The sequence below is a fragment of the Pseudomonas sp. DrBHI1 genome (assembly GCF_002205115.1).
Lineage (GTDB): Bacteria > Pseudomonadota > Gammaproteobacteria > Pseudomonadales > Pseudomonadaceae > Aquipseudomonas > Aquipseudomonas mosselii.
In genome coordinates, this window is sequence record NZ_NIBE01000127.1 from 1 (window position 1) to 23,520 (window position 23,520).

Here is a 23,520-nt window from a genome sequence, read left to right on the forward strand (position 1 = left end):
GGGCAGGTCACGCAAGGGTTTCTTTTTGGTTGGCATACATGCACCTCTTACTCATGTTATGCCCGAACACAAAATTTCTGACACCCTCCATTTATTCGCGATGGTGACTATGCGCCAACATCGCGAATAAATGCGCATACAACTTTCAAAACAACCAAACAACCAAACAAACTTAACTGTCCCGCCGCAGATCCTCAGGAATAGGCAAATCCTTCTTCAACGGCTCCGGCGCCTTCCCCCTCCCGGCCCGATACTGCCGAATCTGGAACACATAGGCCAACACCTGCGCCACCGCCAGGTACAACCCCGCCGGAATCTCCTGCTCCATCTCGGTGGAGTAGTAGATCGCACGCGCCAGGGCCGGCGACTCGAGTATCTGCACGTTATGCTCGACCCCGATCTCACGAATCTTCAAGGCAATGAAATCAGTCCCCTTGGCGACCAGCAACGGCGCCGTCCCACCCTTGTCCGGGTTGTACTGCAGGGCCACCGCGTAATGGGTCGGGTTGGTGATGATCACATCCGCGTCAGGCACCGCCGCCATCATCCGTCGCTGCGACATCTCCCGCTGCAACTGCCTGATACGCTGCTTGACCTCAGGCTTGCCTTCGCTGTCCTTGTACTCGTCCTTGACCTCCTGCTTGGTCATCTTCATCTTCTTGTTCGTCTGGAACAGCTGGTATGGCACATCCAGCCCGGCAATCAGCAGCAACCCCGCCGCCATCCACAAGGCGCTCCAGCCCACCACCTGCACCGCATGGATGATCGCCTGCTCCAGCGGCTCGTTGGCGATGGCCAGCAGCGCCTCGCGGTCACTGGCCAGCACCAGCAGCGCCACCAGCAGGATCATGATGAACTTCGCCATGGCCTTGAGCAGCTCGGTCAGCGCGTTCATCGAGAACATGCGCTTGATCCCCGACAATGGGTTCATCCGGCTGAACTTCGGCTGCAGCAGGCTCCCGGAGAACAGGAAGCCGCCCAGGGCAATAGGCGCAACGAAGGAAATCACGAACAGCAGAATCAGGATCGGTTGCACCGACCAGATCGCCATCTTGCCCGAGGCCAGCAGGAACGCGCCCATGCTGCGCTCGTCGACGATCACTTCGCGCGTCAGGCTGAAGTTCATGCGCATCAGGGTCATCAGCGTCTCCGCCAGATAACCGCCGAACGCCAGCAAGCCACCAGCGCCCGCCAGGGTCACCGCGACCGTGTTCAGCTCCTTGGAGCGGGCGACCTCACCTTTCTCCCGCGAGTCGCGTTTGCGCTTCTCGGTGGGTTCTTCTGTCTTGTCCTGACCGCTTTCGCTCTCTGCCATGCTCAGCGCGCCCGTGCCAGCTCACGCAGCCACTGCAGCGCTTCGCTGGCCAGTGCCTGGTAGTGTGGAAGGATATCGGCCAGGCCGACCCAGAAAATCCCCATGCCCAACACCAGGGTCAGCGGGAAACCGATGGAGAAGATGTTCAACTGCGGCGCGGCGCGGGTCATCACGCCGAAGGCGATGTTGACCACTAGCAGCGCGGCGATCGCCGGCAGGATCAACAGCAGCGCAGCACCCAGCACCCAGCTCAGGCGCCCGGCGATCTCCCAGAAATGGTTGACCACCAGGGCACTGCCCACCGGCAACGTGGTGAAACTCTCGGTCAGCACCTCGAACACCACCAGGTGGCCGTTCATCAGCAGGAACAGCACGCTCACCAGCATGGTCATGAACTGGCTGATCACCGCGACGTTGAAGCCGTTGGCCGGATCGACCATGGAGGCGAACGCCATGCCCATCTGCACGGCGACGATCTGCCCGGCGATGACGAAGGCCTGGAACAGCAACTGCAGGGAAAAGCCGAACAACGCCCCGACGATGACCTGCTCGGCGCACAGCAGCACGCCGCGCACGCTCAACGGATCGATCTCGGGCAATGGCGGCAACCCCGGCACGATGACCACGGTGATCGCCACGGCGGCATACAGGCGCACCCGCGCCGGCAGCATCTTGGTGCCGAAGATCGGCATGGTCATCAGCACCGCCATCACCCTGAACAGCGGCAGGATGAAGGTGGCGACCCAGGTGCCGATCTGCGTATCGGTCAGCTCCAGCATGGCGGCCTCAACCGATCAGCTGCGGAATGCTGGTGTACAAGCCGATGAAGTACTCCATGAACTTCTGCACCAACCAGGGCCCGGCGACGATCAGCGTGATCAGCATCACCAAAAGGCGCGGCAGGAAGCTCAGGGTCTGTTCGTTGATCTGCGTGGCGGCCTGGAACATCGCCACCACCAGGCCGATCAGCAGGCTCGGCACCACCAGCACGGCGACCATCAGGGTGGTCAGCCACAACGCATCACGGAACAGGTCGACAGCGACTTCAGGTGTCATGCAAGGCTCTCCTTGGCGGCGTCAGACGCCACCGAAACTGCCGGCCAGGGTGCCCATGATCAGCGCCCAGCCATCGACCAGCACGAACAGCATGATCTTGAACGGCAACGAAATGATCAGCGGCGACAGCATCATCATACCCATGGCCATCAGCACGCTGGCGACCACCATGTCGATGATCAGGAACGGGATGAAGATCATGAAACCGATCTGGAACGCGGTCTTGAGCTCGGAGGTGACGAACGCCGGCACCAGGATCGTCAGCGGCACCTGGTCGGGCCCGGCAATGTCGGTGCGCTTGGACAGGCGCATGAACAGGTCGAGGTCGCTCTGTCGGGTCTGCGCCAGCATGAAGTCCTTCAACGGCCCCTGGGCCTTGTCGATGGCCTGCTGGGCGGTCATCTGCTCGGCCAGGTAGGGCTGCAGGGCGTCCTTGTTCACCCGGTCGAACACCGGCGCCATGATGAACATGGTCAGGAACAGCGCCATGCCGGTGAGCACCTGGTTCGATGGCGTCTGCTGCAGGCCCAGGGCCTGGCGCAAGATGGAGAAGACGATGATGATGCGGGTGAAGCTGGTCATCAGGATGACGAACGCCGGGATGAAACTCAGCGCCGTCATGATCAGCAGGATCTGCAGGCTGACCGAATATTCCTGCTGCCCGTCCGCCCCACTGGACAGGGTGATGGCCGGGATCGACAGCGGGTCGGCGGCCAGGGCCAGTGGTGCTGCCAACAGCAGCGCCAGGGTCAACAAAAAGCGCAGCGCGCCGCTCATCACGTCTTGTCCTTCTGATCCTTGCCCATCAGCTCGAGCAGCCGTTGGGCGAATTCCGGCGCGGCCTGGCGCGCCGTAGCGGGCACCTCCACGGGCTCGGCCAGCACATGCAAGGCCTCGATGCTGCCGGGACTGTGACCGATCAGGATCTGCTCCTTGCCCACCTGCACCAGCAGCAACCGGTCGCGCGGGCCGATGGCCCGGCTGCCGACGATCTCGATCACCTGCGCGCCACGCTGAGCATTGCCCTGCATGCGGCGCAGCAACCAGGCCAGGAAGAAGATAAGCCCCACCACCAGCAGCAGACCGAAGACCATCTGAGCCAACTGCGCGCCCAAACCGCCGGGCAACGGCGCGGCAGCCGAGGCGTTGGGCTCGGCCGCGGCGATCACCACTTCACTGACCAGCAATGCACCGAGGGCAATCAGGCCCCGCACCATGCGCTTCACTCAGCGCAGCTTCTTGATACGTTCGCTGGGGCTGATCACGTCGGTCAGGCGGATGCCGAACTTCTCGTTGACCACGACCACTTCGCCATGGGCGATGAGGGTGCCGTTGACCAGCACGTCCAGCGGCTCGCCCGCCAGGCGGTCCAGTTCGATCACCGAACCCTGGTTGAGCTGCAGCAGGTTGCGGATGCTGATCTCGGTGCTGCCCACCTCCATGGAGATGCTCACCGGAATGTCCAGGATCACATCCAGGTTCGGGCCTTCGAGGCTGACGTGCTCGTTGGGCTTGGGCGAACTGGCGAATTCCTCCATCGGCAGGCGATCGCCACCAAGGTGGCCGGCATCGCCACCGAGCAAGGCATCGATGTCGGCCTGCCCGGCATCACCCGTCTCTTCCAGGGCAGCAGCCCATTCGTCGGCCAAGGCCTGTTCCTCGGGAGAGTTGATCTCGTTTTCGTTAGCCATGATTTCCTCGACAGGCATTCAATACGTTGGAGCGATCGGCACGCCGTCAGCGGCGCTCGATCGGGTCGATGATCTGCAGCGACAGGGTGCCCTTGTGCGAGCCCAGCCGCGCCTTGAACGACGGCACGCCGTTGGCGCGCAGCACCAGGTGCTCCGGCAGTTCCACCGGAATCACGTCACCCGGCTGCATGTGCAGGATGTCGCGCAGCTTCAACTGGCGGCGGGCGACCGTGGCCGACACCGGCACATTGACGTCCAGCACGTCTTCGCGCAGGGCCTTGACCCAGCGTTCGTCCTGGTCGTCCAGATCGGACTGGAAACCGGCGTCGAGCATTTCGCGCACCGGCTCGATCATCGAGTACGGCATGGTCACGTGCAGATCGCCGCCACCGCCGTCGAGCTCGATGTGGAAGGTCGAGACCACCACCGCCTCGCTGGGGCCGACGATGTTGGCCATGGCCGGGTTGACCTCGGAGTTGATGTACTCGAAGGTGACCGGCATGATCGCCTGCCAGGCTTCCTTGAGGTCGACGAAGCACTGGTCCAGGACCATGCGCACCACGCGCAGCTCAGTCGGCGTGAACTCACGACCCTCGATCTTGGCGTGACGGCCGTCGCCACCGAAGAAGTTGTCCACCAGCTTGAACACCAGCTTGGCGTCGAGGATGAACAGCGCGGTGCCACGCAACGGCTTGATCTTGACCAAGTTGAGGCTGGTGGGCACGTACAGCGAGTGCACGTACTCGCCGAACTTCATCACCTGCACGCCGCCCACTGCCACGTCGGCGGAGCGACGCAGCAGGTTGAACATGCTGATGCGGGTATAACGGGCGAAACGCTCGTTGATCATTTCCAGGGTCGGCATGCGACCCCGCACGATACGGTCCTGACTGGTCAGGTCGTAGCTCTTGATGCTGCCGGGCTCGCCAGCGCTCTCGGTTTGTACCAGCCCATCGTCCACCCCATGCAACAGGGCATCGATCTCATCCTGGGACAGCAGGTCCTGCACGGCCATCTATGTGCTCCTACTGCAATACGAAATTGGTGAACAGCAACTGGTCGACGACCGGCCTGCCGACTTCCTTCTGCGCCACTTCCTGCACTACCGCGGTGGCCTTCTGACGCAGCATCTCCTGCCCGACCGGGCTGCTGGCGAGGGTGTCGAAGCCCTGGCCGGAGAACATCATCACCAGGTTGTTGCGGATCACCGGCATGTGCACTTTCAGCGCCTCCAGGTCGGCCTGGTTGCGCCCCTGCATGGTAATGCTCACCTGCATGTAGCGCTGGCGGCCGTTCTGGTTGAAGTTGACCACGAAGGCCGGCGCCAGGGGTTCGTAGATCGCCGCCGGCTTTACGTTGCTCTGCGCAGCGTCAGGCGCTGGCGCCGACGCGCTCTTGTGCATGAAGAACCACGTGGCGCCCACCGACAGGCCGACCGCCAGGAGCAGGGCCAGCACCAGCAGCAGGATCAACTTGAGTTTGCCTTTAGTGGCGGGGTCTTTCACTGCGTCACTCTTCGCCATGCCAATAATCCGTCGTCCATCGGGGTTTCAAAGAAGGATGACGTGGCTTGAGCAAGTGTTATGCCAGATTTGACCGAGAAGGAAGGTACCGGCCCTGTCGCCAGACAAGCGCCACCCGAAGGTGGCCGCGCAGGGCCGGCGAATATCAGGCGTAATAGTCGACCATGCTGTCGCCGACCACCACTTGATGCTCGGCAGGACGCGCGCCCTCGGCAGGATTGACGCCCTCCCCAACCGCCTCGGCGCGGCGCGCCGCCACGCCGGACAGGCTCGAGCCGCCCTGCTGCGCCTGCTGCTGTTGCTGGCCGCGGGACTGGTCGGCCACGCTGACGTCCGGCTGCGCCAGCCCCTGCTGGGCGAACAGCTCGCGCAGCCGGTAGACCTGGCTGTCCAGCGCATCGCGCACGCCGGCATGCCCACTGACAAAGTGAATCTGGGTGGGCTGGTCCGCCGCGACATTGACGCGGATGTCCAGGCGCCCCAATTCAGCGGGTTCAAGCTGGATGTCCGCCGACTTGAGGTTCTGGCTCGACAGGTACATGACCCGGTTCACCAGGCCTTCGGCCCAGGCGCCCTGGTTCATCGCCAGCGGCTGCTGCAGCGGGTTCGGGGTCACCGGTACGGCATTGGCGGTCTTGGGCGTCGCCGCCTGCGTCAGGCTGGCCAGACGGTCGGCGAAGTCATCGATCCGCGTGTCGCTGCTGGCGCCCTTGATATCCTTGAGGCCATCGTCGATCAGCCCGGCGAATGCCTTGTCGCCATGCTCGGCGTTCCCCGCTTCCTGCTCGGCCTTGCCAACCACGTTCGCCAAGGTATTGACGGCTGTGGCGGCGGGATCGGCAGGCGCCTGGCTGCTGTCGGAGCGGCTACTGGCCGCATGGGCCGATGTGGTTCCCTTGGCCTGGGCGTCCTGCTCCAGCGCCAGGCGCAAGGTCGGCATGTTGGCCAGAGGGTCCGCCTCCGGATCGAACGCGGCATCCTTGGGCGCTTCCTCGACGACCGCCGCCGCCGACACAGGCTGTGGCGCCTGCGCCGCCGCCTGCAGCACCGGGGCGACCGCTTCGGCCTGGGCCTGGATCAACTGCGCGCCCGGCTGGGCGTCGGTGACCTGGCCAGCCACCAGGCTGGCATCAAAGGACGAGGTAGTGTCGCCTTCGGTGGCTTCATCCGCCTCGGCAACAGGCTTGCTGCCCGGGATGACTGGCAAGTTATTGCCGTCATCGGCAACCGCCGGCTTGCTGGCGTCGTCCGGCTTGCCGCCTGCGGCAGGTGCGGCCTGCTCCTTGGATTTGGCCGGGTCGGCCCCCTTGGCGACCTTGTCGTCACGCGCTGGAACGCTGTCGCGCCCCTGCCGGGCCATGACCTGGTCGAAGCCATCGCCTTGGCTGGCCGGGGCTTGCAGCGGCTTGTCCGCCACACTGGCAGCCGGGCGCGACGTCTTGTTGACGAGGCCGGCTTGCAACAATGGATTGGATGCGACAGGCATTGAGAGGTCTCCGCTGCAGAACTGGTAAAATGCGTCTGTGCGAAGAAAAGCAAAACTCGCGCCAATTTTTACTCGGCGGCGATCCGCTGCCGCTCGGCACGGTAGAAACGCTGGACCTCCACGTACTCCTGGTCGATGCGGTTGATCAGGTCTTCAATACCGTACAAAGGTTGCTGGCGGACCCGCTCCTCCAACTCCCGGCACAGCTCGGCCAGTCCAACGGCGCCCATGTTGCTGCTGCTGCCCTTGAAGCTGTGCGCGGCCAGGCCCAGCTCTTCGGCGTCCTTGGCCTCGTGCAGCTGGCTCAGGCGTCGCTCGGAGTCTTCGAGGAAGGTTTCCAGCAACTGCAGGTAGCCATCTTCCATGACCTCCCGCAAGTCACTCAGCACCCTCTGATCGATATGCATGTCCACCACTTGTTCACTCCCTGATCAAGCCGCGCAAACCGGCTCACCATTGAAACTCCACGCGCGCCAGACGGCCACCTTCCAGCCACTGGGCATTTTCCGCCAGCCGCCGCACCAGGCTCACTCCGCGCCCACTGAACCCGTGCCAACACGGCCTGTCGAGCGGCAAGCGCGCCACATCGAAGCCTGCGCCGCTGTCGCGAACCTCGATGGTCAGACGCCCGCCCGCACCTTGAGGTTCCACCCGCAGGGCAATGCCGACGCTGCCATGCACCTCGCGTCCCAGACGCTCGGCGCGCTGGCGATAGTACTCGGCGAAGCCGTCGGCGTCGCACTTGAGCGCCGAGTCCAACCCCAGCACGCCATGCTCCAGCGCATTGGCATACAGCTCGCTCAGCACACTGTGCAACTTGCCGCTGCTAGGCCTGAGCCCATGAATCTCCTGCAACAGCTGTACCAGATATGGCACCGGGTTGAAGCGACCCAGGCTCTCGCCCCGCAACTCGAACTGCATCGACCAGTCCAGTGGGCTGGAACGACCACTGTCGGAGTACACCACCGCCTGCGGCGCGACAGGCTCGGGGCCCAGCATGCGGATATCGCACAGGCTGATATCGTCACGAGACTGACCACCGAATCCCGCCAGCGCCTGCATAAGCTCGTCGAACAACACCGCCGGATCACGGTTGGCCGCCAGCACCTCGCGCAGGCGCTCCACGCCAAACAGGCAGTCCTGCTCATCAGCCGTATCAACGACGCCGTCTGACAGCAGGAACAACCGCTCTCCCACCGCAAGCGGCATCACCTCGGTAGCATCGTCGAACTGTTCGGGCGAAAGGATTCCCAGCGGCAAGTGGCGCGAAGGGAGGACACCCAGCACCTCGCCTTGCGACGACAAACGATAGCCATCCGGCATGCCACCGTTCCAGAGCTCCACCGTCCCTCGCTGGTAACTCAGGTTGAGCAACAGCGCGCAACAGAACATATCCACGGGCAGGATGCGCTTGAGCTTGGCGTTCATCTCCCGCAGGGTTTCGACCAGGCCATAGCCCTTGGCAGTCATGCCATAGAACACTTCCGCCAATGGCATGGCGCCGACCGCGGCCGGCAAGCCATGACCGGTGAAGTCACCCAGTAGCACATGCATGTCGCCCGAAGGCGTATACGCCGCCAGCAACAGGTCGCCGTTGAACAACGCATAGGGCGACTGCAGGTAACGGATATTCGCAGCACTCAGGCAGCCGGAGTGGGCGACCTTGTCGAACACCGCCTTGGCCACCCGCTGTTCGTTGAGCAGGTGATGGTGATGGCGGGCAATCTGGTCGCGCTGCTCCAGCACCGTTGCCTGCAGGCGACGCAAACGGTCCATGGCGCGGATCTTCGCCGCCAGGATGACGGCACTGTAGGGCTTGGCCATGAAGTCGTCGCCACCGGCCTCCAGGCAACGCACCAGCCCCTCCTCTTCATTGAGCGAGGTCAGGAAGATGATCGGCACCAACGCCTCGCCCGCCAGCGCCTTGATCCGCCGCGCCGCCTCGAAACCATCCATCACCGGCATCAGCGCATCGAGCAGCACCAGCTGCGGTCGTCGCTCGGCGAACAGCGCCACCGCCTGCTCGCCATTCTCGGCGGTGACCACCACGTGCCCCTGGCGGCGGACGATCTGCGCCAGCAACATCCTGTCCGCGGCGCCGTCCTCGGCCACCAGCACGGTCAACGGCTGATCGGCAGCCATGGCCAGGCTCAACTGATGTCGAACAGCTTTTCGAAGTTTGAGATCGCCAGGATCTTGCGCACATCAGGGCTGGCATGGACCACACGGATATCCGAGTCCTCGCCGCCGACATGGTCGCGCAGCAACAGCAACATGCCCAGCGCCGAGCTGTCGAGATACGTGGCTTCCTTCAGATCGACCACCACGGAATCCGGGCGCGGACGCTGATGCTCGTAGGCATTCCTGAATTCCTGATGCTTGCCGAAATCAAAACGCCCCTTGACCTTGATCGTCAGCTTTTTCCCGTCCTGTGAAAAATCAGTTTCGACTGCCATGCGAGCGATTCCTTCGATGATGGCGAATGCGACTTCTGAAGGTTTAGCAGGCGCTGGCGACGAGCGCCAGTCAGGTCGATCAGGGGTGACCCTGGCGTGGCAGGCGTTGGGACAGCTCGTCGAGCAGCTTCTGCTCGCGCTTGTCCTCGGCACGGCGCGCTTCGTCCAGATAACGCTGGACCAGCTTGCGCAGCCCTTCGACGCGGGCATAAGCCTGCTGCCAGGTGTTGCGGGCGTTGTTCAGGTTGTTCTGGTGCCAGGCCATGCTCTGGCGTTGCTGGGTCATTGCCGTTTCCAGCTGCCCGAGGAAACGCTGGTAGTTGACCAGCCAGTTGCCGTCGACACCCTGGCTGCCGCGATTGATCCATTGCTGCTGATAGGCCTCGCGAAAACTCTCGAGCTCGGCCTGCTTGGCCTGGGCATCGCTGAGCAGCTTCTGGAAATGCCCCAGGCGCTGGGCGGCCTTGCGCTCGGCCTCTTCGGCCATTTCCACCACCGGCACCAGGCGTGCCGCTCGGCTGGGCTGGGCCATGATCTATCAGCCCGCTGGCGGCGCGAACACCGCGGCCAGTTCTTCGCGGCTCTGCGCCATGCCGACATTCTCATCCAGACGCTGGCGCAGGAAATCCACCAGCTTGGGTTGCAGGGCGATGGCCAGGTCAGTTTCCGGATCACCACCGGCCACATAGGCGCCGACACTGATCAGGTCGCGGCTCTGCGACAGGCGCGACCACAGCTGCTTGAATTTCTGCGCCTGACGCAGGTGATCGGGATCGACCACCTGGGGCATGACCCGGCTGATCGAGGCCTCGATGTCGATGGCCGGGTAGTGCCCTTCCTCGGCCAAGCGCCGGGACAGCACGAAGTGACCGTCTAGCACGCCCCGCGCCGAGTCGGCGATCGGGTCCTGCTGGTCATCACCCTCGGACAGTACGGTGTAGAACGCGGTGATCGAGCCACCGCCCGGCTCGCCATTACCGGCCCGCTCCACCAGCTTGGGCAGCTTGGCGAACACCGAAGGCGGATAACCCCGGGTGGCGGGCGGCTCGCCGATGGCCAGGGCGATCTCACGCTGGGCCTGGGCGAAACGGGTCAGCGAATCCATCAGCAGCAGGACATTCTTACCCTTGTCGCGGAAATACTCGGCAATGCGCGTGCAGTACATCGCCGCACGCAGACGCATCAACGGCGCGTCGTCCGCTGGCGAGGCCACCACCACCGAGCGCTTGAGCCCTTCCTCGCCGAGGATGTGCTCGATGAACTCCTTCACTTCGCGGCCCCGCTCACCGATCAGGCCGACCACGATGATTTCGGCCTCGGTGAAGCGGGTCATCATGCCCAGCAATACCGACTTACCGACGCCGGTACCGGCGAACAGACCCAGGCGCTGGCCACGACCGACCGTGAGCAAGCCGTTGATGCTGCGGATACCGACATCCAGCGGCTGGCTGATCGGATCACGGTTGAGCGGGTTGATGATAGGGCCGTCCATCGGCACCCAGTCCTCGGCCTTCATCCCGCCCTTGCCGTCCAGCGCGCGACCGGCGCCGTCGAGCACCCGGCCGAGCATGCTCATGCCCATCGGCAGGCGACCACTGTCGTCCAGCGGCACCACGCGGGCACCCGGGGCCAGGCCAACGATGCTGCCGACCGGCATCAGGAACACCTTGCTGCCGGCAAAGCCCATGACTTCGGCCTCGACCTGCACCGGGTGGTAGCTGTCGTCATTGATCACCAGGCAACGGCTGCCCACCGCCGCGCGCAGGCCCTCGGCCTCGAGGGTGAGGCCGACCATGCGCAGCAAGCGCCCTTCGACGATCGGCTGGTCGGGCAGCTTCACCGCATCGGCGTAGCCCTCCAGGCGCTTGCCGAAGCTGGTACGGTCAAGGCGCATCGGTTTCACCCGCCGGCACGTCCAGTTCGACGGAAATATCCGGCGAAGCAGGATGCAGGGACTGGTCGTGGGACTGGTCGAACAGTTGCGCCACAGCCTTCTCGATACGGGTTTCCATGGTCGCGTCGATCCGGCTGTGAGCGGTCTCGATCCGACAGCCGCCCGGCAACAGCGACTCGTCCTCGAGCAGCTTCCAGCTCTCCTCGTGACGCTCGCGCAAGGCCTTTGCCAGCTCGAAGTCCTGCGGGTTGAGGTGGATACGGATGTTGTCGGCGCCCATCGGCAGCAGCTTCAACGCCTCACGAAGCACGTGGGTGATCTGGCTCGAGTCGCTGCGCAGCTCACGACCAATGACCTGGCGGGTCATGCCGGCGACCAGCTGCACCAGGGCTTTCTCGATCTGCGTATCCTGCTCGGCAATGGGCTCGAGCAGGTGGCTCATGATTTGCTCCAGGCTGGCCAGCTTGGCCGCCAGGGCCACTTCGGCTTCCTGTCGAACCTTCAGTTGAGTGCTGTGGAAGCCTTCGCGCTCGCCGGTGGCGAAGCCTTCGTTGTAGGCCTCCTGACGGATGGCCTCGAGTTCCTCGAGGGTCAGTGGCTGGACTTCCTCCAGCGGCACTTCTTCGACTTCCTCCTCGATGACTTCCGGCTCAGGCTCGGGTTCCGGCTCAGGCTCGGGATCGAAGCTGGGCAGCGCCCACACGTCCACACCCTCGAGGTCGCGGGCACGGATCAGGTCGCTGGGGTGTTCGGTGGTGGACATGTTTTCAGGTACTCAAAAGCCATCTGCAACCAATGCGCCCCTGTAGGAGCGGCCTTGTGTCGCGAAAGGGCTGCAAAGCAGCCCCACGATCTCGATGTCACCGCAAGCTGTCGGGGCAGCCTTGCTGCCCTTTCGCGACACAAGGTCGATCCTACAGTAGAACGCGCGCGCCCCACCGATCAGATCATTTCCTCGGCGCCCTTGCCGCCCAGCACGATCTCGCCGGCTTCGGCCATACGGCGGGCGATGGTGAGGATTTCCTTCTGCGCCGTCTCCACGTCGCTGACCCGCACCGGCCCCTTGGCCTCCAGGTCGTCGCGCAGCAGCTCCGAGGCACGCTTGGACATGTTCTTGAAGATCTTGTCCTTGACCCGCTCGTCGGCACCCTTGAGCGACACCACCAGCACATCGGAGGACACCTCGCGCAGCAGCGCCTGGATGCCACGGTCGTCGACGTCGGCCAAGTTGTTGAAGACGAACATCAGGTCTTCGATCTGCTCCGACAGGTCGCTGTCGATCTCGCGGATCGCGTCCATGAGCGCGCCTTCCACGGAGCTGTCGAGGAAGTTCATGATGTCGGCGGCGCGCTTGATGCCGCCCAGTGTGGTGCGCGCGGCATTGGAGTTGCCGGAGAACTGCTTCTCGAGGATCTGGTTGAGTTCCTTGAGCGCCGCTGGCTGCACGGTGTTGAGCGACGATACGCGCAGGACGATGTCCAGGCGCACCTTGTGGTCGAAGTTGCTCAGCACTTCACCGGCCTGGTCGGGGTCGAGGTAAGCGACCACGATGGCCTGGATCTGCGGGTGCTCGTAGCGGATGACGTCGGCCACGGCGCGCGGCTCCATCCACTTGAGGCTGTCCAGGCCGCTGGTGTTGCCACCGAGCAGGATACGGTCGATCAGGCCGTTGGCCTTGTCCTCGCCGAGGGCCTGGTTGAGCATCTTGCGGATGTAGCCGTCGGAACCGACGCCCAGGCTGGTCTGGTCGCCGACGATCTCGACGAACTCGCTCATCACCTGCTCGACCTGCTCGCGATGGACGTTGCCCATCTGCGCCATGGCCACACCGACCCGCTGCACTTCCTTGGGGCCCATGTGGCGCAGGACCTGCGCGGCATCGGTCTCGCCGAGCGAGAGCAGGAGGATGGCCGCCTTGTCGACGCGGCTCAGCTTGGCGGTAATGGCTCGATTGTCACTCATCGGCGTTGATCCACTCTTTCACGACCTGGGCCACGCGGCCCGGGTCTTCGGCCACCAGGCCCTTGATTGCGTTGAGCTGTGCCTCGTAACCCTCGCTCGGGCTCGGCAACAGAATGCTTGTCGGGCCACCCAGGCTGACGCGGTCGTTGGCCAGCTCGCCATCCAGACCGATCATGCCGCCCAGCTCCATGTCGCTGTCCGTGGCAGCCTGCTTGCCGCCACCTGTGATGTTGTTGAGCACCGGACGCAGCACGCCGAACACCAGCACCAGGATGAACAGCACGCCCAGCACCTGCTTGACGATGTCCCAGAACCACGGCTGCGAGTAGAACGGAATGTCGACCAGTTCGTCGCCACGGTCGGCGGCGAACGGCACGTTGATCACGGTGACGCTGTCGCCACGGCTGGCATCGAAGCCCACCGCGTCCTGCACCAGGCGGGTGAAGCGCGCCAGGTCCTCGGCGCCCCACGGGGTGCGGGTGGCTTCGCCAGTGGCGGCGTCGAGCTTGACCTGGTCATCCACCACCACGGCCACCGACAGACGGGTCAGGCGACCTTGCTGCTGACGGGTGTGGCTGATGGAGCGGTCGAGCTCGAAGTTCTTGGTACTCTGCTGACGCTTGTCGCTCGGGTACGGCGCGAGCATCGGCTGGCCGGTGGCCGGGTCCATGATCTGCTGGCCGTTGGCGTCCACCAGCGGCTGGCCGGGCTGGATGGCACCGGCCGGCGTGGCGGCGGCCTTGGCGTTTTCGGGCGCGGAGGCGCCGGCCGGCGGCTGGTTGCTCAGGGCCCCCGGCACACCTTGCGGCCCCTGGCTGCTGGCACGCTGTTCGTTGACCGACTGCTCGCTGCGCAGCGCAGGCTGGTCAGGGTTGAACTGCTCGGAGGTAGACTCGACGGCGCTGAAGTCGACGTCGGTCGACACTTCGGCCTTGTAGCGGTCGTTGCCCAGCACCGGCTGCAGGATATTGTGCACGCGCTGGGTGAGCATGCCTTCCATGCGGCGGCTGTAGTCGAACTGCTTGCCCGCCATGGTCAGGGCGGTGTCCTGCAACTGATCGGAAAGCAGATTGCCCTTCTGGTCGACCACGGTCACCTGGGACTTGTCCAGCTCCGGAACGCTGGTGGCCACGAGGTTGACGATGGCCATGACCTGGCCGGCTTCCAGGCTGCGGCCCGGGTACAGCTCGACCAGCACCGAGGCGCTGGGCTTGCGCTCGTCACGCACGAACACCGAGCTTTTCGGGATCGCCAGGTGCACGCGGGCGGCCTTGACGTTGTTCAGGCTCGACACGGTGCGCGCCAGCTCGCCTTCAAGGCCGCGGCGGTAGCGGGTGGCTTCCATGAACTGGCTGGTGCCCAGGCCCTGCTCCTTGTCGAGCAGCTCGAAGCCAACATTACCGTCGCTTGGCGCCACACCGGCGGCGGCCAGTTTCAGGCGCGCACGGGAGAGGTCGTCGGCCTTGACCAGCAGGGCGCCGGAGTTCGGCTCAACCTTATAGGGAATATCGGCTGAAGCCAGCGCGTCCACCACCTGCTTGGTGTCCATGCCCGCCAAGCTGCCGTACAGCGGCCGGTAGTCCGGCTGCTGCGACCAGAGCACCACGGCGAAGCCGATGGCCACGCTGGCGGCCAGCCCGACCAGCAGGCCGACCTGACGCAGCATGGGCATCTGCGAGATGTTTTCCAGAAATGCCATGCCGAACAGCGGCGGCTTGGCTGCTGGCGGGCCACTCTTGGCGGGGGCGTTATCGACGACTGCTTCGGCCATGACTCACTCTCGCCCTTATACCGGCATCTGCATGATGTCCTGGTACGCCTGTACCAGTTTATTGCGTACCTGGGTCAGGGCCTGGAACGACACCGAAGCCTTCTGCGAGGCGATCATCACATCGGTCAGGTCGACACCGCTCTTGCCGATCTCGAAGGCGTTAGCCAGCTGGGAGGAAGCCTGTTGCGTTTCATGCACCTTGCCAATGGCCTGGCCGAGCATGTCGGCGAAGCTGCTCTGGCCGGGCGCCAGCTCAGGCGCGGCGGCAACCTTGGGCTGGGACATGGCTTCGGCCTGCATGGCGCGCATGTCCAACATCAGACGATTGAATTCAACACCTTGGGTCATGGACTTCTCTCTCCGGCTGCCGCACTTTTTTTGACACTCATGCAGCGAATGGGTTGGTGCTAGCAAGAGGAGTGCCAGCCAACCCGAAAAACATTCAAAACGACGTATCAACCAAACAGGCTGGCCTCGACATCCAGACCAGCGTCACGCATCTGCGCCAGCTTGTAGCGCAAGGTGCGTGGACTGATCCCGAGACGCTCGGCAGCCTCCTTTCGACGCCCGCGCTCGGCGCGCAGGGTGTCGATGATCATCTGGAACTCGTGACGACGCATGTCGTCGCCCAGCCCACCGACCTCGGCAGCCGGCTCGACAGATAATGGCTCAATAGTGGCAATTTTCGGCACCGACAATGGAATGGCGCCAGCCAGACAGAAATCCGCCGCCTCGATGACGCCCCCCTGCTGGAGGATCAGCGCCCGCTGTATGGCGTTATCCAGTTCACGCACATTGCCCGGCCAGGCGTAGGCTTGCAGGCACGCCCGCGCTTCGGCGGACAAGCGCACCTGGGCATGGCGCATTTTCTGCGCATGGCGCGCCAGCAAACGCTCGGCCAACGGCACGATATCGGCTGGACGCTCACGCAGCGCCCGCCAGGCCATGGGGAAAACCGAAAGACGGTAGTACAGGTCTTCTCGGAAGCGCCCGGCCGCCACCTCCCCCGCCAGGTCGCGGTTGGTCGTGGCGAGAATGCGGATATCCAGGGCGATGGGTTTGCGCCCACCGACGCGCTCGACCTCACGCTCCTGCAGCACGCGCAGCAGCTTGGCCTGCAGGCCCAGCGGCATCTCGGAAATCTCGTCGAGCAGCAGGGTGCCGCCGTCGGCCTGCTCGAACTTGCCGGCCTGGGCGGCGATGGCGCCGGTGAACGCCCCCTTCTCGTGACCGAACAGTGTCGCCTCAAGCATGTTGTCCGGGATCGCCGCGCAGTTGATCGCCACGAACGGCTGGTCCACGCGCCGCGACTGCTGATGGATATAGCGCGCCAGCACCTCCTTGCCAGTCCCCGACTCACCGGAAATCAACACCGTTGAATCGCTTTGCGCGACCCTGGCTGCCAATTCCAGCAATTGCCGACTTGCAGGCTCGCAAGCCACCGGCCCCTCCTCGCCCGCTGACGCACCGGCACCGACGGCATGCCGCGCCACCAGGCTGATCAACGCCTTGGGCTCGAAGGGCTTGACCAGATAGTCGACAGCCCCTTGGCGCATGGCCTCAACGGCCCGCTCAACCGCCGCATGGGCGGTCATCAGCAGCACCGGGAGTTGCGGGTGGTTGCGGCGCAGCTGCGCCAACAGCTGGTGACCATCCATGCCCGGCATGTTCACGTCGCTGACCACCAGACTGAACGACTCCTCGGTCACCGCCAGCAAGGCGTCTTCGGCGCTGCCGACGGCGCGCAGGCAGAAGCCGCCGATTTCCAAGGTATCGGCCAGCGCCTGGCGCAGGACCCGATCGTCCTCCACCAGCAGAACCTTGACACTCATTGACCTGCCTCCAGCCGGCTGTCGATCAGCGGCAACACCACGGTGACACAGGTGCCACGACCAGGCTTGGAGCGCAGGCCCAGCGTGCCACGGTGCGCCCGCACCACGGCCTGAACCACTGCCAGCCCCAGGCCGGTGCCGGTAGCCTTGGTGGTCAGGAACGGTTCGCCAAGACGCGTCAGCAGTTGCGCGTCGATGCCGCTGCCGGCATCACTCACGCAGATGCGCAGGCTATCGTCGCGACGGGACAGATGGACCTTGATTCGCGCCGGCTCATGACTGGCCTGCAGGGCGTTTTCGATCAGGTTGAGCAGCGCGCCAACCAGGGTGTCGCGGTTGCACAGCAAATCGCCAAGATGACTGTCGCACTGCCAGCGCACGGCATGCCCCTGGACATGGGCATGGGCCGCCTGCTGCAACGCCTGGAACAGCGCTTTCGGGCTGATGCGGTCGCTCAGGGGCAACTCGCCGCGGGCGAACACCAGCATGTCGCGCACCTGATGCTCCAGTTCGTGCAGGCGCTCCTTGAGGTTGCCGGCGAAACGCTGACGGGTCTCCTCCGCCAGCGCCTGCTGCGGGTCGGCCAGGTGACCGGCATACAGCATCGCCGCCGAGAGTGGCGTACGGATCTGGTGGGCCAGGGACGCGACCATGCGCCCCAGTGACGACAGGCGCTCGTGGCGCGCCAACTGGTCCTGCAGGCGCCGGGTTTCGGTCAGGTCATTGAGCAGCACCAACTGGCCGGGCTCGGCATCGAGGGAACGCGTGGCAATGGACAGACGGCGTCCGTCACGCAGCGAGACCTCGTGGCCGTCATCCTCACGCGGCGCGAAACTGCGGGCGATCACATGCCGCCAGAGCACACCGACCAGCGGCTCGCCCAGCAACTCGCAAGCCGCCGGATTGGCCTCGCGCACATAGCCCTCGCCATCGATCACGATCACCCCGCCCGGCAGCAGGTCCAGCAGGTTCTGCAGGCGGTTGGCCAGGCGCTCCTTTTCGTCCAGTTCGGCCATGCGCTGGGCGCTGACCACTGCCAGTTCTCCCTTGAGCTCGCTGACGCGCGTCTCAAGCATGTTGTAGGACTGGCTGAGCTGGCTGGAAACCTGGTCGAACAGGGCGAACGCCTGCTCGAGACCCTGCCGGCTTTCCTGCTCGAGCGGGGTGTGTCCTCGCGGATCGGAGGAATGGGAACGGTGGGCGGCCTGGGGCATCGTGCTCTCTCGCATGGCTGACCGTCATAAAAACGGTATGTTGCCAGCGGTGTAGCAATAGCCGTGCCGGAGATGGGGGCAATCAGCTGTGGGCTTGTTGACCGAGCGCAATGACCGGGGTTGTCAAGCACCCGGCCATTGCGCCAAAACCCGGCGGGATCAGTCGTCCGCCTGCTCCTCGCCACCCTGGCGGCTCATGCCGTACTTGCGCATCTTCTCCACCAGCGTGGTGCGGCGGATGCGCAGGCGCTCGGCGGCCCGGGCGACGATGCCATTGGCATCGTCCAGCGCCTGCTGGATCAGCCCCTGCTCCAGGCTGCCAAGATAGTCCTTCAAATCCAACCCTTCGGGCGGCAGCATGGCATGGCTGGCGAAGTTCGGCGCATGCCCGTTGATCGCCACGCGCTCCTCGAGATCGGAACGCAAGCTGTCGACCAACTGCTCGTCTTCGTCATCCACGTAGCGGAACTTCTTCGGCAGTTCCGCCACGCCAATCACCCCGTACGGATGCATGATCGCCATGCGCTCCACCAGGTTGGCCAGCTCACGGACGTTGCCCGGCCAGCCGTGACGGCACAGCGACATGATCGATGCGGAGTTGAAGCGGATCGAACCGCGTTTCTCGTGCTCCATACGCGAGATCAGCTCGTTCATCAGCAGCGGAATGTCTTCCACCCGCTCACGCAATGGCGCCATCTCGATAGGGAACACGTTCAGCCGGTAATACAGGTCTTCGCGGAAGGTCCCGTCCTCGATCATGGTCTCGAGGTTCTTGTGCGTCGCGGCGATGATGCGCACGTCGATGCTCTGGGTCTTGTTGCTGCCGACCCGCTCGAAGGTGCGCTCCTGCAGGACACGCAGCAGCTTGACCTGCATCGGCAGCGGCATGTCGCCGATCTCGTCGAGGAACAGCGTGCCGCCGTTGGCCAGTTCGAACCGCCCGGCACGGCTGGTGATCGCCCCGGTGAATGCGCCCTTCTCGTGGCCGAACAGTTCGCTCTCGAGCAATTCCGCCGGAATCGCCCCGCAGTTGACCGGCACGAACGGTGCCTCGCGGCGCTTGGAGTGGTAGTGCAGGTTGCGCGCCACCACCTCCTTGCCGGTGCCGGACTCGCCGAGGATCAGCACGCTGGCATCGGTGTCGGCGACCTGCTGCATCATCTGCCGCACATGCTGGATGGCACGGCTGGTGCCCACCAGGCTACGGAACAGATTGGGCTCGCGCTGACGACCACGCTCACGGGCCTGGTCATACATCTCGCGGTAGACCTGGGCACGGTGCAGGGAGTCGAGCAGCTGGCTGTAGCTCGGCGGCATCTCGAGATTGGAGAGCACGCGCCGACGCAGGTCCTCGGGGAACTCCGCGGAAGAAATTTCACCCAAAAGCAGAACCGGAAGGAACTCATCCCACCCGACCACTGTCTTAAGGAGCCCCAGCACATTGGCCGGAGCATTCACGGTCCCGATCAGGACGCACAGGACTTCGCGACTGGAAGACAAACCCTCGACCACCTGCTGCCAGTCGCCGCTGGAACAGGAGAGGTTATCTTCGCCGAGAAAATTCAGGACCACCGCCAGATCGCGGCGGCGTTCGCTGTCGTCATCGATCAGGAGAATCTTGGTTTCACGCCACATGCAATAGCAACTTCCCTAGTCATATCGGCGCCCGGAGGGCGTGCACGACATCATTCCGACTGAATGGTCAGTGTTCGGACGTCTGAATTTCGAAAACAGCCACTAGTAAAGTCAAAAAGGCCTGCACAGTCAAATTTATGGCGCCTTTTGCTCAGTCCGGTGCATATTAACTGAACAAATGGTAAACCTTCGACGCATTCTTTGCTTGATTGATCTGGGTCATTTCATCGGCGATGGCCTGGCGCTCGCCGATGGTCGCGTCGAGCAGTTCGCGATAGACCTGCAACAACCCTTCCAAGCGCTCCTTGACCACCTCTTCATCCAGCGCTGGCGCGCCGAGCATGTCGTCGATGCAGGTGCGGCAGCTCTCGTCGAGCCTGCCGATGGCATCCCAGTCCTTGGCACTCAGAGCGTTCAGCAGTGCGTCGCGGGTCTCGTCGAATCGTTGCAGTTCGCTGCTCACCTTGCTCTCCCTGTCCGGCTCAGCCGGCTTGTTGCGCTTCGGCGATCGCGTCCCAGCCGCTCTTGACGGTGATCAGCAATTGCGCGACCTCGTCGATGATCGCCGGGTCGTTGTCGATATTGGCCTGCATCAGGCGATTGGTCATGTAGGCGTAGAGGCTCGACAGCTGCTCGATGTAGGCAGGGTCCGCGCTCTTCTGCGCATCCAGGCCGTCGTTCAGACCGATGATGATGTCGATGGCCTTGCCCAGCATCAGGCCTTTTTCGGCGATGTCGCCGCGGGCCAGCGCACCTTTGGCCTGGGCCATGCGATCGAGCCCACCCTCCATCAGCATCTGCACCAGGCGATGGGGCGTTGCTTCGGAAATCTGGGCATGGGAATTGACCTTCTGGTACTGCCGAAGGGCTCTCATGGGATTCATCTTGCGACCTCGTAGCGGGCAAAAACGACTGGTTTCATAGTCCTTGTATCGGGCCGGCGGCGGAAAACTTTACCTGCCGCCGAGGTGAAGCCGGACATCATGCCCGGACTTCACGGGACCTTCACGGATTATTTGTCGTTCTTGGCATTGTTCAGTGCGTTGAGCGTGCCCAGCACGTTGTTCTGCTGCTGGCGCAGCTGAGAGACCAGGGTATCCATGCTGTTGTACTTGTCCTGCAGGCTGACGCGCAGGGCTTCCATACGCGTATCCAAGGTGTCCTGCTCGGCCTTGAGCTTTGTCAGACTCTCGCTCAACACCTTGGAGCGCTCGGCCAGGGTGCCGGTGGCTGCCTTGGCATACGGTTCGGTCGCGGTCTGCAGGCGTGCCAGCAGGCCATTCTTGCCATTGAAAATGCTGGTCAGGTCGGCGGCGTTGGTGGCCGCGGCCTTGTCCCACTTCTTTTCGTCCAGGGTGAGCGTGCCGCCATCCTGGGACGAGGTGACACCAAAGGCGGCGAGCGACTTCATCGTGCCGTTGCCGGAAAGCGCGTTCATTTCTTCGCGGATCGATGACATCAGCGCGCGCATGGACGCGTCGCCGGTGAGCGCTGCGGGCGTCACAGTGCCGTCGGCGTTCTTTGTCACCCTGGTCTCGGCGTTGACCACCTTGAGCAGCGCATTGTAGGTGTCGATGAAGCCTTTGAGTCCCGACTTCAGCGCGGTGGTGCTGGTGGTCAGAGACAGCGTGGTCTTGAGGAACTCCTTGGTATCCTTGTCCTGGGGGGAAACACCCACCAGCTTGATATTCAACCCGCTTACCGCATCGCTGATATCGTTGCTCTTGGACTCCATGGAGATGCCATCAAGCGTGTACTTGGCATTCTGGGGTTCATCTACAACGGTCGCCCCAATGTCGAGCCCCGAGTTGCCCGACAACGTGATATCGGAACCCACACCCATCTTGTTGGAAGTAATCACCAGACGCGAACCCGAGGCGTCAGTTAGAACGTTGGCACTCAAGCCTGCGGTACCGAACTGGCTGTTGATCGCCTCGCGCACTTGCTGCAGCGTAGCGCCCGGCGGGATGCTGACGTCGTGGGCCTTGCCATTCTGGGTAATGGTCAGTTTGGTCGAGGTGGTCCCCGGGTTGATCACGCTATCCGCGCCGCCAGCGTACACCTTGGTGGACACCTTGGAAGCCGATGCCAGGTGGGTCACAACCAGGTTGAAGGAACCATTGGCCGCTCCAGCACCAGCGGTGATGGTCGCAACCTTCTCATCCGAGGACTTCAACGCCAGACCACCGAAGCTGTTGTCGTTGGTCATGCTGGTCAACGCGCCACGGAAGGCATCCAGGGCCGCCTGGATCTTGCCGATCGAGGACAACGTGGTGGTTGCCTTCAGTGTCTGGGTGTTGATCTGTGCCTGTTTCGGCGCCTTCTGCGCGTCCACCAGGGACTTCACAATCGCCTGGGTATCGATGCCCGAACCGATACCGCTGACTGTTGAACCTGCCATCATTGCTCTCCTTGTTCGGTAGCTGCCGGGTCCTTGACGACTACACACATCAAATGACCGACAGCAACAAAAATCATGCCAGCTTAAGCCTTGCCATCAAACAGCAGGCTGCCAGCTTCGCTGAGGCTTTGTGCCAGCTTCAGCGCCGTTTCCGACGGGAGCTGGCGGATCACATCACCGGATTCGGTGGCGATCACCTTGACCACGACCCGGCCGGTGGAATCATCGATTGAAAAATCCAGCTTGCGCTGGCTCGACTGGACGAAATCGCGGATCTCGCCAACCGCCTTCTCCAGGTCCTCGCGGGTGTGCGGCTTGTCATCGACGGCCGCGGCTTCCGGCACCTTGGCAGGCACCAGCGGGTCCTTGGCAGTCGTCACTGCCTGAGGCAGCACCGGAGGATACACCTGGTTCAGCTTGACACTCATGTCCATGCTTCGAACTCCTCATGTCAAAAAAGCGAAAGGGCACGTAAACGCGCCCTTCCACCTCTTACTCAGGCGCCTGAATTACTGGAGCAGTTTCAGGACCGAGGATGGCAGCTGGTTAGCCTGCGACAGGATCGCGGTCGAAGCCTGCTGCAGAGTCTGCTGCTTGGTCAGCTCTGCAGTTTCCGAAGCGAAGTCCACGTCCTGCACGGTCGAACGGGCAGCGGTGGAGTTCTTCTGGATGTTCTGCAGGTTGTCAACGGTGGTGGTCAGACGGTTCTGGGTAGCACCCAGGCCCGAACGGACGCTGTCGATCGAACCGATGGCCTTGTCGATAACGGCCAGGGCGTTCTGAGCCTTGGTGGCGTCGGTGACGTCGGTTTGCGAGATGGTGGTCTTGGCGGAGGTAACGGTCGCAGCACCGAACAGATCAGTAGCGCCGCCCAGCGAGAAGCCCTTGGCCGAGTCCAGGGAGATCTGGCCGGTCACCACAATGGCAGCACCACCCAGAGCAGCACCAGCAGCGAAGTTGCCGGAGCCGTCTTTGGCGGCGATCGAGATGTTCGTCTGGGCGTTGGCGTCAGCAGCCGAGAAGTTGATGTTCTCGCCGGTGTCCGACTTGATGCTCAGGGTTTGTTTGGCTTCGTCGTAGTTGACGCTGATGCCCAGTTTGGCGGCGTTGGATTTCAGCTGGTCAGCCAGGCCTTTCTGGTCGGTCACACCAACGAAGTCAACAGTACCGCTCGAACCGACGGACAGCTTGAAGTTGGATGGAGTGGCAGCGGTAACGTCCAGCTTAACTTCAGTGCTGGCGGTTGCAGTCAGACCACCGATCGAACCGTTCAGGTTGCTGGCG

Annotated in this window: 26 protein-coding genes; all 26 read right to left on the minus strand. The window is 63.5% G+C overall.

Translation table 11 applies throughout. From position 1 onward, the window contains the following. Nucleotides 1-172: 172 nt before the first annotated feature. Entirely contained in the window at nt 173-1,315 is a 1,143-nt protein-coding gene (gene flhB, locus CC207_RS23355) for a flagellar biosynthesis protein FlhB (RefSeq protein ID WP_028692805.1), read from the minus strand. A gap of 2 nt (nt 1,316-1,317) precedes the next feature. After that, nucleotides 1,318-2,094 (minus strand): flagellar biosynthetic protein FliR, encoded by a 777-nt coding sequence (gene fliR / locus CC207_RS23360; RefSeq protein WP_088852856.1) that lies wholly within the window; start codon nt 2,092-2,094, stop codon nt 1,318-1,320. Between the two features lie 7 nt (nt 2,095-2,101). Beyond that, nucleotides 2,102-2,371, minus strand: coding sequence for a flagellar biosynthesis protein FliQ (gene fliQ / locus CC207_RS23365; protein ID WP_023630488.1), 270 nt, complete (start codon nt 2,369-2,371; stop codon nt 2,102-2,104). Nucleotides 2,372-2,392: 21 nt separating this feature from the next. Beyond that, complete coding sequence (fliP, locus tag CC207_RS23370) at nt 2,393-3,148, minus strand: flagellar type III secretion system pore protein FliP (RefSeq protein ID WP_028692803.1); 756 nt, start codon at nt 3,146-3,148, stop codon at nt 2,393-2,395. Next, nucleotides 3,148-3,588 carry a flagellar biosynthetic protein FliO gene (gene fliO / locus CC207_RS23375; RefSeq protein WP_088852884.1) on the minus strand — a complete coding sequence of 147 codons (441 nt, stop codon included), beginning with the start codon at nt 3,586-3,588 and terminating at the stop codon, nt 3,148-3,150. The genes fliP and fliO overlap by 1 nt, the downstream gene beginning before the upstream one ends. 9 nt (nt 3,589-3,597) lie before the next feature. Next, nucleotides 3,598-4,062 carry a flagellar motor switch protein FliN gene (fliN, locus tag CC207_RS23380; protein ID WP_028692801.1) on the minus strand — a complete coding sequence of 155 codons (465 nt, stop codon included), beginning with the start codon at nt 4,060-4,062 and terminating at the stop codon, nt 3,598-3,600. A gap of 46 nt (nt 4,063-4,108) precedes the next feature. Next, nucleotides 4,109-5,077 (minus strand): flagellar motor switch protein FliM, encoded by a 969-nt coding sequence (gene fliM, locus CC207_RS23385; protein ID WP_028692800.1) that lies wholly within the window; start codon nt 5,075-5,077, stop codon nt 4,109-4,111. A 10-nt stretch (nt 5,078-5,087) separates the two neighbouring features. Further along, nucleotides 5,088-5,585, minus strand: a complete 498-nt coding sequence (fliL, locus tag CC207_RS23390) for a flagellar basal body-associated protein FliL (RefSeq protein WP_028692799.1) — start codon at nt 5,583-5,585, stop codon at nt 5,088-5,090. Between the two features lie 145 nt (nt 5,586-5,730). Further along, nucleotides 5,731-7,071 carry a flagellar hook-length control protein FliK gene (locus CC207_RS23395; protein ID WP_028692798.1) on the minus strand — a complete coding sequence of 447 codons (1,341 nt, stop codon included), beginning with the start codon at nt 7,069-7,071 and terminating at the stop codon, nt 5,731-5,733. A 68-nt stretch (nt 7,072-7,139) separates the two neighbouring features. Next, nucleotides 7,140-7,478, minus strand: coding sequence for an Hpt domain-containing protein (locus tag CC207_RS23400; protein ID WP_189662233.1), 339 nt, complete (start codon nt 7,476-7,478; stop codon nt 7,140-7,142). 43 nt (nt 7,479-7,521) lie between these two features. Next, nucleotides 7,522-9,213, minus strand: coding sequence for a fused response regulator/phosphatase (locus CC207_RS23405; protein ID WP_088852857.1), 1,692 nt, complete (start codon nt 9,211-9,213; stop codon nt 7,522-7,524). A gap of 8 nt (nt 9,214-9,221) precedes the next feature. Then, nucleotides 9,222-9,527, minus strand: coding sequence for an STAS domain-containing protein (locus CC207_RS23410; protein WP_028692795.1), 306 nt, complete (start codon nt 9,525-9,527; stop codon nt 9,222-9,224). Nucleotides 9,528-9,606: 79 nt separating this feature from the next. After that, nucleotides 9,607-10,059: a flagellar export protein FliJ gene (gene fliJ / locus CC207_RS23415; RefSeq protein ID WP_028692794.1), complete on the minus strand. Its 453-nt coding sequence runs from the start codon at nt 10,057-10,059 to the stop codon at nt 9,607-9,609. Nucleotides 10,060-10,065: 6 nt separating this feature from the next. After that, complete coding sequence (gene fliI / locus CC207_RS23420) at nt 10,066-11,421, minus strand: flagellar protein export ATPase FliI (protein WP_038706560.1); 1,356 nt, start codon at nt 11,419-11,421, stop codon at nt 10,066-10,068. After that, on the minus strand, nt 11,411-12,184 hold the full coding sequence (gene fliH, locus CC207_RS23425) for a flagellar assembly protein FliH (RefSeq protein WP_028692792.1): 774 nt from the start codon (nt 12,182-12,184) through the stop codon (nt 11,411-11,413). Before fliH ends, fliI begins: the two co-directional genes overlap by 11 nt. Nucleotides 12,185-12,363: 179 nt before the next feature. After that, nucleotides 12,364-13,383: a flagellar motor switch protein FliG gene (gene fliG, locus CC207_RS23430; RefSeq protein ID WP_028692791.1), complete on the minus strand. Its 1,020-nt coding sequence runs from the start codon at nt 13,381-13,383 to the stop codon at nt 12,364-12,366. Beyond that, nucleotides 13,376-15,154, minus strand: coding sequence for a flagellar basal-body MS-ring/collar protein FliF (gene fliF / locus CC207_RS23435; protein ID WP_028692790.1), 1,779 nt, complete (start codon nt 15,152-15,154; stop codon nt 13,376-13,378). Before fliF ends, fliG begins: the two co-directional genes overlap by 8 nt. A gap of 15 nt (nt 15,155-15,169) precedes the next feature. Beyond that, nucleotides 15,170-15,502, minus strand: coding sequence for a flagellar hook-basal body complex protein FliE (fliE, locus tag CC207_RS23440; protein WP_028692789.1), 333 nt, complete (start codon nt 15,500-15,502; stop codon nt 15,170-15,172). A gap of 107 nt (nt 15,503-15,609) precedes the next feature. Continuing rightward, complete coding sequence (locus CC207_RS23445) at nt 15,610-16,986, minus strand: sigma-54 dependent transcriptional regulator (protein ID WP_088852858.1); 1,377 nt, start codon at nt 16,984-16,986, stop codon at nt 15,610-15,612. Beyond that, nucleotides 16,983-18,200 (minus strand): PAS domain-containing sensor histidine kinase, encoded by a 1,218-nt coding sequence (locus CC207_RS23450; RefSeq protein ID WP_028692787.1) that lies wholly within the window; start codon nt 18,198-18,200, stop codon nt 16,983-16,985. Before CC207_RS23450 ends, CC207_RS23445 begins: the two co-directional genes overlap by 4 nt. A gap of 159 nt (nt 18,201-18,359) precedes the next feature. Next, entirely contained in the window at nt 18,360-19,835 is a 1,476-nt protein-coding gene (fleQ, locus tag CC207_RS23455; protein WP_069016753.1) for a transcriptional regulator FleQ, read from the minus strand. Between the two features lie 166 nt (nt 19,836-20,001). Further along, nucleotides 20,002-20,298: a flagellar protein FliT gene (locus CC207_RS23460; RefSeq protein ID WP_088852859.1), complete on the minus strand. Its 297-nt coding sequence runs from the start codon at nt 20,296-20,298 to the stop codon at nt 20,002-20,004. Nucleotides 20,299-20,317: 19 nt separating this feature from the next. Continuing rightward, nucleotides 20,318-20,719, minus strand: a complete 402-nt coding sequence (fliS, locus tag CC207_RS23465) for a flagellar export chaperone FliS (protein WP_028692784.1) — start codon at nt 20,717-20,719, stop codon at nt 20,318-20,320. A 128-nt stretch (nt 20,720-20,847) separates the two neighbouring features. Then, entirely contained in the window at nt 20,848-22,236 is a 1,389-nt protein-coding gene (gene fliD, locus CC207_RS23470) for a flagellar filament capping protein FliD (RefSeq protein WP_088852860.1), read from the minus strand. An 83-nt stretch (nt 22,237-22,319) separates the two neighbouring features. Next, a complete protein-coding gene (locus CC207_RS23475) occupies nt 22,320-22,670 on the minus strand; it encodes a flagellar protein FlaG (protein WP_062360692.1) in 351 nt (116 codons plus the stop codon). A gap of 75 nt (nt 22,671-22,745) precedes the next feature. Continuing rightward, the coding region (locus CC207_RS28010) for a flagellin (RefSeq protein WP_256582334.1) at nt 22,746-23,520 on the minus strand (775 nt) is incomplete at its 5' end.

What these genes read in the sequence shown, in the direction of transcription:
- flhB (WP_028692805.1), bottom strand. Translation starts at nt 1,315, where the DNA reads ATGGCAGAGAGCGAAAGCGGTCAGGACAAGACAGAAGAACCCACCGAG.
- fliR (WP_088852856.1), bottom strand. Translation starts at nt 2,094, where the DNA reads ATGCTGGAGCTGACCGATACGCAGATCGGCACCTGGGTCGCCACCTTC.
- fliQ (WP_023630488.1), bottom strand. Translation starts at nt 2,371, where the DNA reads ATGACACCTGAAGTCGCTGTCGACCTGTTCCGTGATGCGTTGTGGCTG.
- fliP (WP_028692803.1), bottom strand. Translation starts at nt 3,148, where the DNA reads ATGAGCGGCGCGCTGCGCTTTTTGTTGACCCTGGCGCTGCTGTTGGCA.
- fliO (WP_088852884.1), bottom strand. Translation starts at nt 3,588, where the DNA reads ATGGTGCGGGGCCTGATTGCCCTCGGTGCATTGCTGGTCAGTGAAGTG.
- fliN (WP_028692801.1), bottom strand. Translation starts at nt 4,062, where the DNA reads ATGGCTAACGAAAACGAGATCAACTCTCCCGAGGAACAGGCCTTGGCC.
- fliM (WP_028692800.1), bottom strand. Translation starts at nt 5,077, where the DNA reads ATGGCCGTGCAGGACCTGCTGTCCCAGGATGAGATCGATGCCCTGTTG.
- fliL (WP_028692799.1), bottom strand. Translation starts at nt 5,585, where the DNA reads ATGGCGAAGAGTGACGCAGTGAAAGACCCCGCCACTAAAGGCAAACTC.
- CC207_RS23395 (WP_028692798.1), bottom strand. Translation starts at nt 7,071, where the DNA reads ATGCCTGTCGCATCCAATCCATTGTTGCAAGCCGGCCTCGTCAACAAG.
- CC207_RS23400 (WP_189662233.1), bottom strand. Translation starts at nt 7,478, where the DNA reads ATGCATATCGATCAGAGGGTGCTGAGTGACTTGCGGGAGGTCATGGAA.
- CC207_RS23405 (WP_088852857.1), bottom strand. Translation starts at nt 9,213, where the DNA reads ATGGCTGCCGATCAGCCGTTGACCGTGCTGGTGGCCGAGGACGGCGCC.
- CC207_RS23410 (WP_028692795.1), bottom strand. Translation starts at nt 9,527, where the DNA reads ATGGCAGTCGAAACTGATTTTTCACAGGACGGGAAAAAGCTGACGATC.
- fliJ (WP_028692794.1), bottom strand. Translation starts at nt 10,059, where the DNA reads ATGGCCCAGCCCAGCCGAGCGGCACGCCTGGTGCCGGTGGTGGAAATG.
- fliI (WP_038706560.1), bottom strand. Translation starts at nt 11,421, where the DNA reads ATGCGCCTTGACCGTACCAGCTTCGGCAAGCGCCTGGAGGGCTACGCC.
- fliH (WP_028692792.1), bottom strand. Translation starts at nt 12,184, where the DNA reads ATGTCCACCACCGAACACCCCAGCGACCTGATCCGTGCCCGCGACCTC.
- fliG (WP_028692791.1), bottom strand. Translation starts at nt 13,383, where the DNA reads ATGAGTGACAATCGAGCCATTACCGCCAAGCTGAGCCGCGTCGACAAG.
- fliF (WP_028692790.1), bottom strand. Translation starts at nt 15,154, where the DNA reads ATGGCCGAAGCAGTCGTCGATAACGCCCCCGCCAAGAGTGGCCCGCCA.
- fliE (WP_028692789.1), bottom strand. Translation starts at nt 15,502, where the DNA reads ATGACCCAAGGTGTTGAATTCAATCGTCTGATGTTGGACATGCGCGCC.
- CC207_RS23445 (WP_088852858.1), bottom strand. Translation starts at nt 16,986, where the DNA reads ATGAGTGTCAAGGTTCTGCTGGTGGAGGACGATCGGGTCCTGCGCCAG.
- CC207_RS23450 (WP_028692787.1), bottom strand. Translation starts at nt 18,200, where the DNA reads ATGCCCCAGGCCGCCCACCGTTCCCATTCCTCCGATCCGCGAGGACAC.
- fleQ (WP_069016753.1), bottom strand. Translation starts at nt 19,835, where the DNA reads ATGTGGCGTGAAACCAAGATTCTCCTGATCGATGACGACAGCGAACGC.
- fliS (WP_028692784.1), bottom strand. Translation starts at nt 20,719, where the DNA reads ATGAATCCCATGAGAGCCCTTCGGCAGTACCAGAAGGTCAATTCCCAT.
- fliD (WP_088852860.1), bottom strand. Translation starts at nt 22,236, where the DNA reads ATGGCAGGTTCAACAGTCAGCGGTATCGGTTCGGGCATCGATACCCAG.
- CC207_RS23475 (WP_062360692.1), bottom strand. Translation starts at nt 22,670, where the DNA reads ATGGACATGAGTGTCAAGCTGAACCAGGTGTATCCTCCGGTGCTGCCT.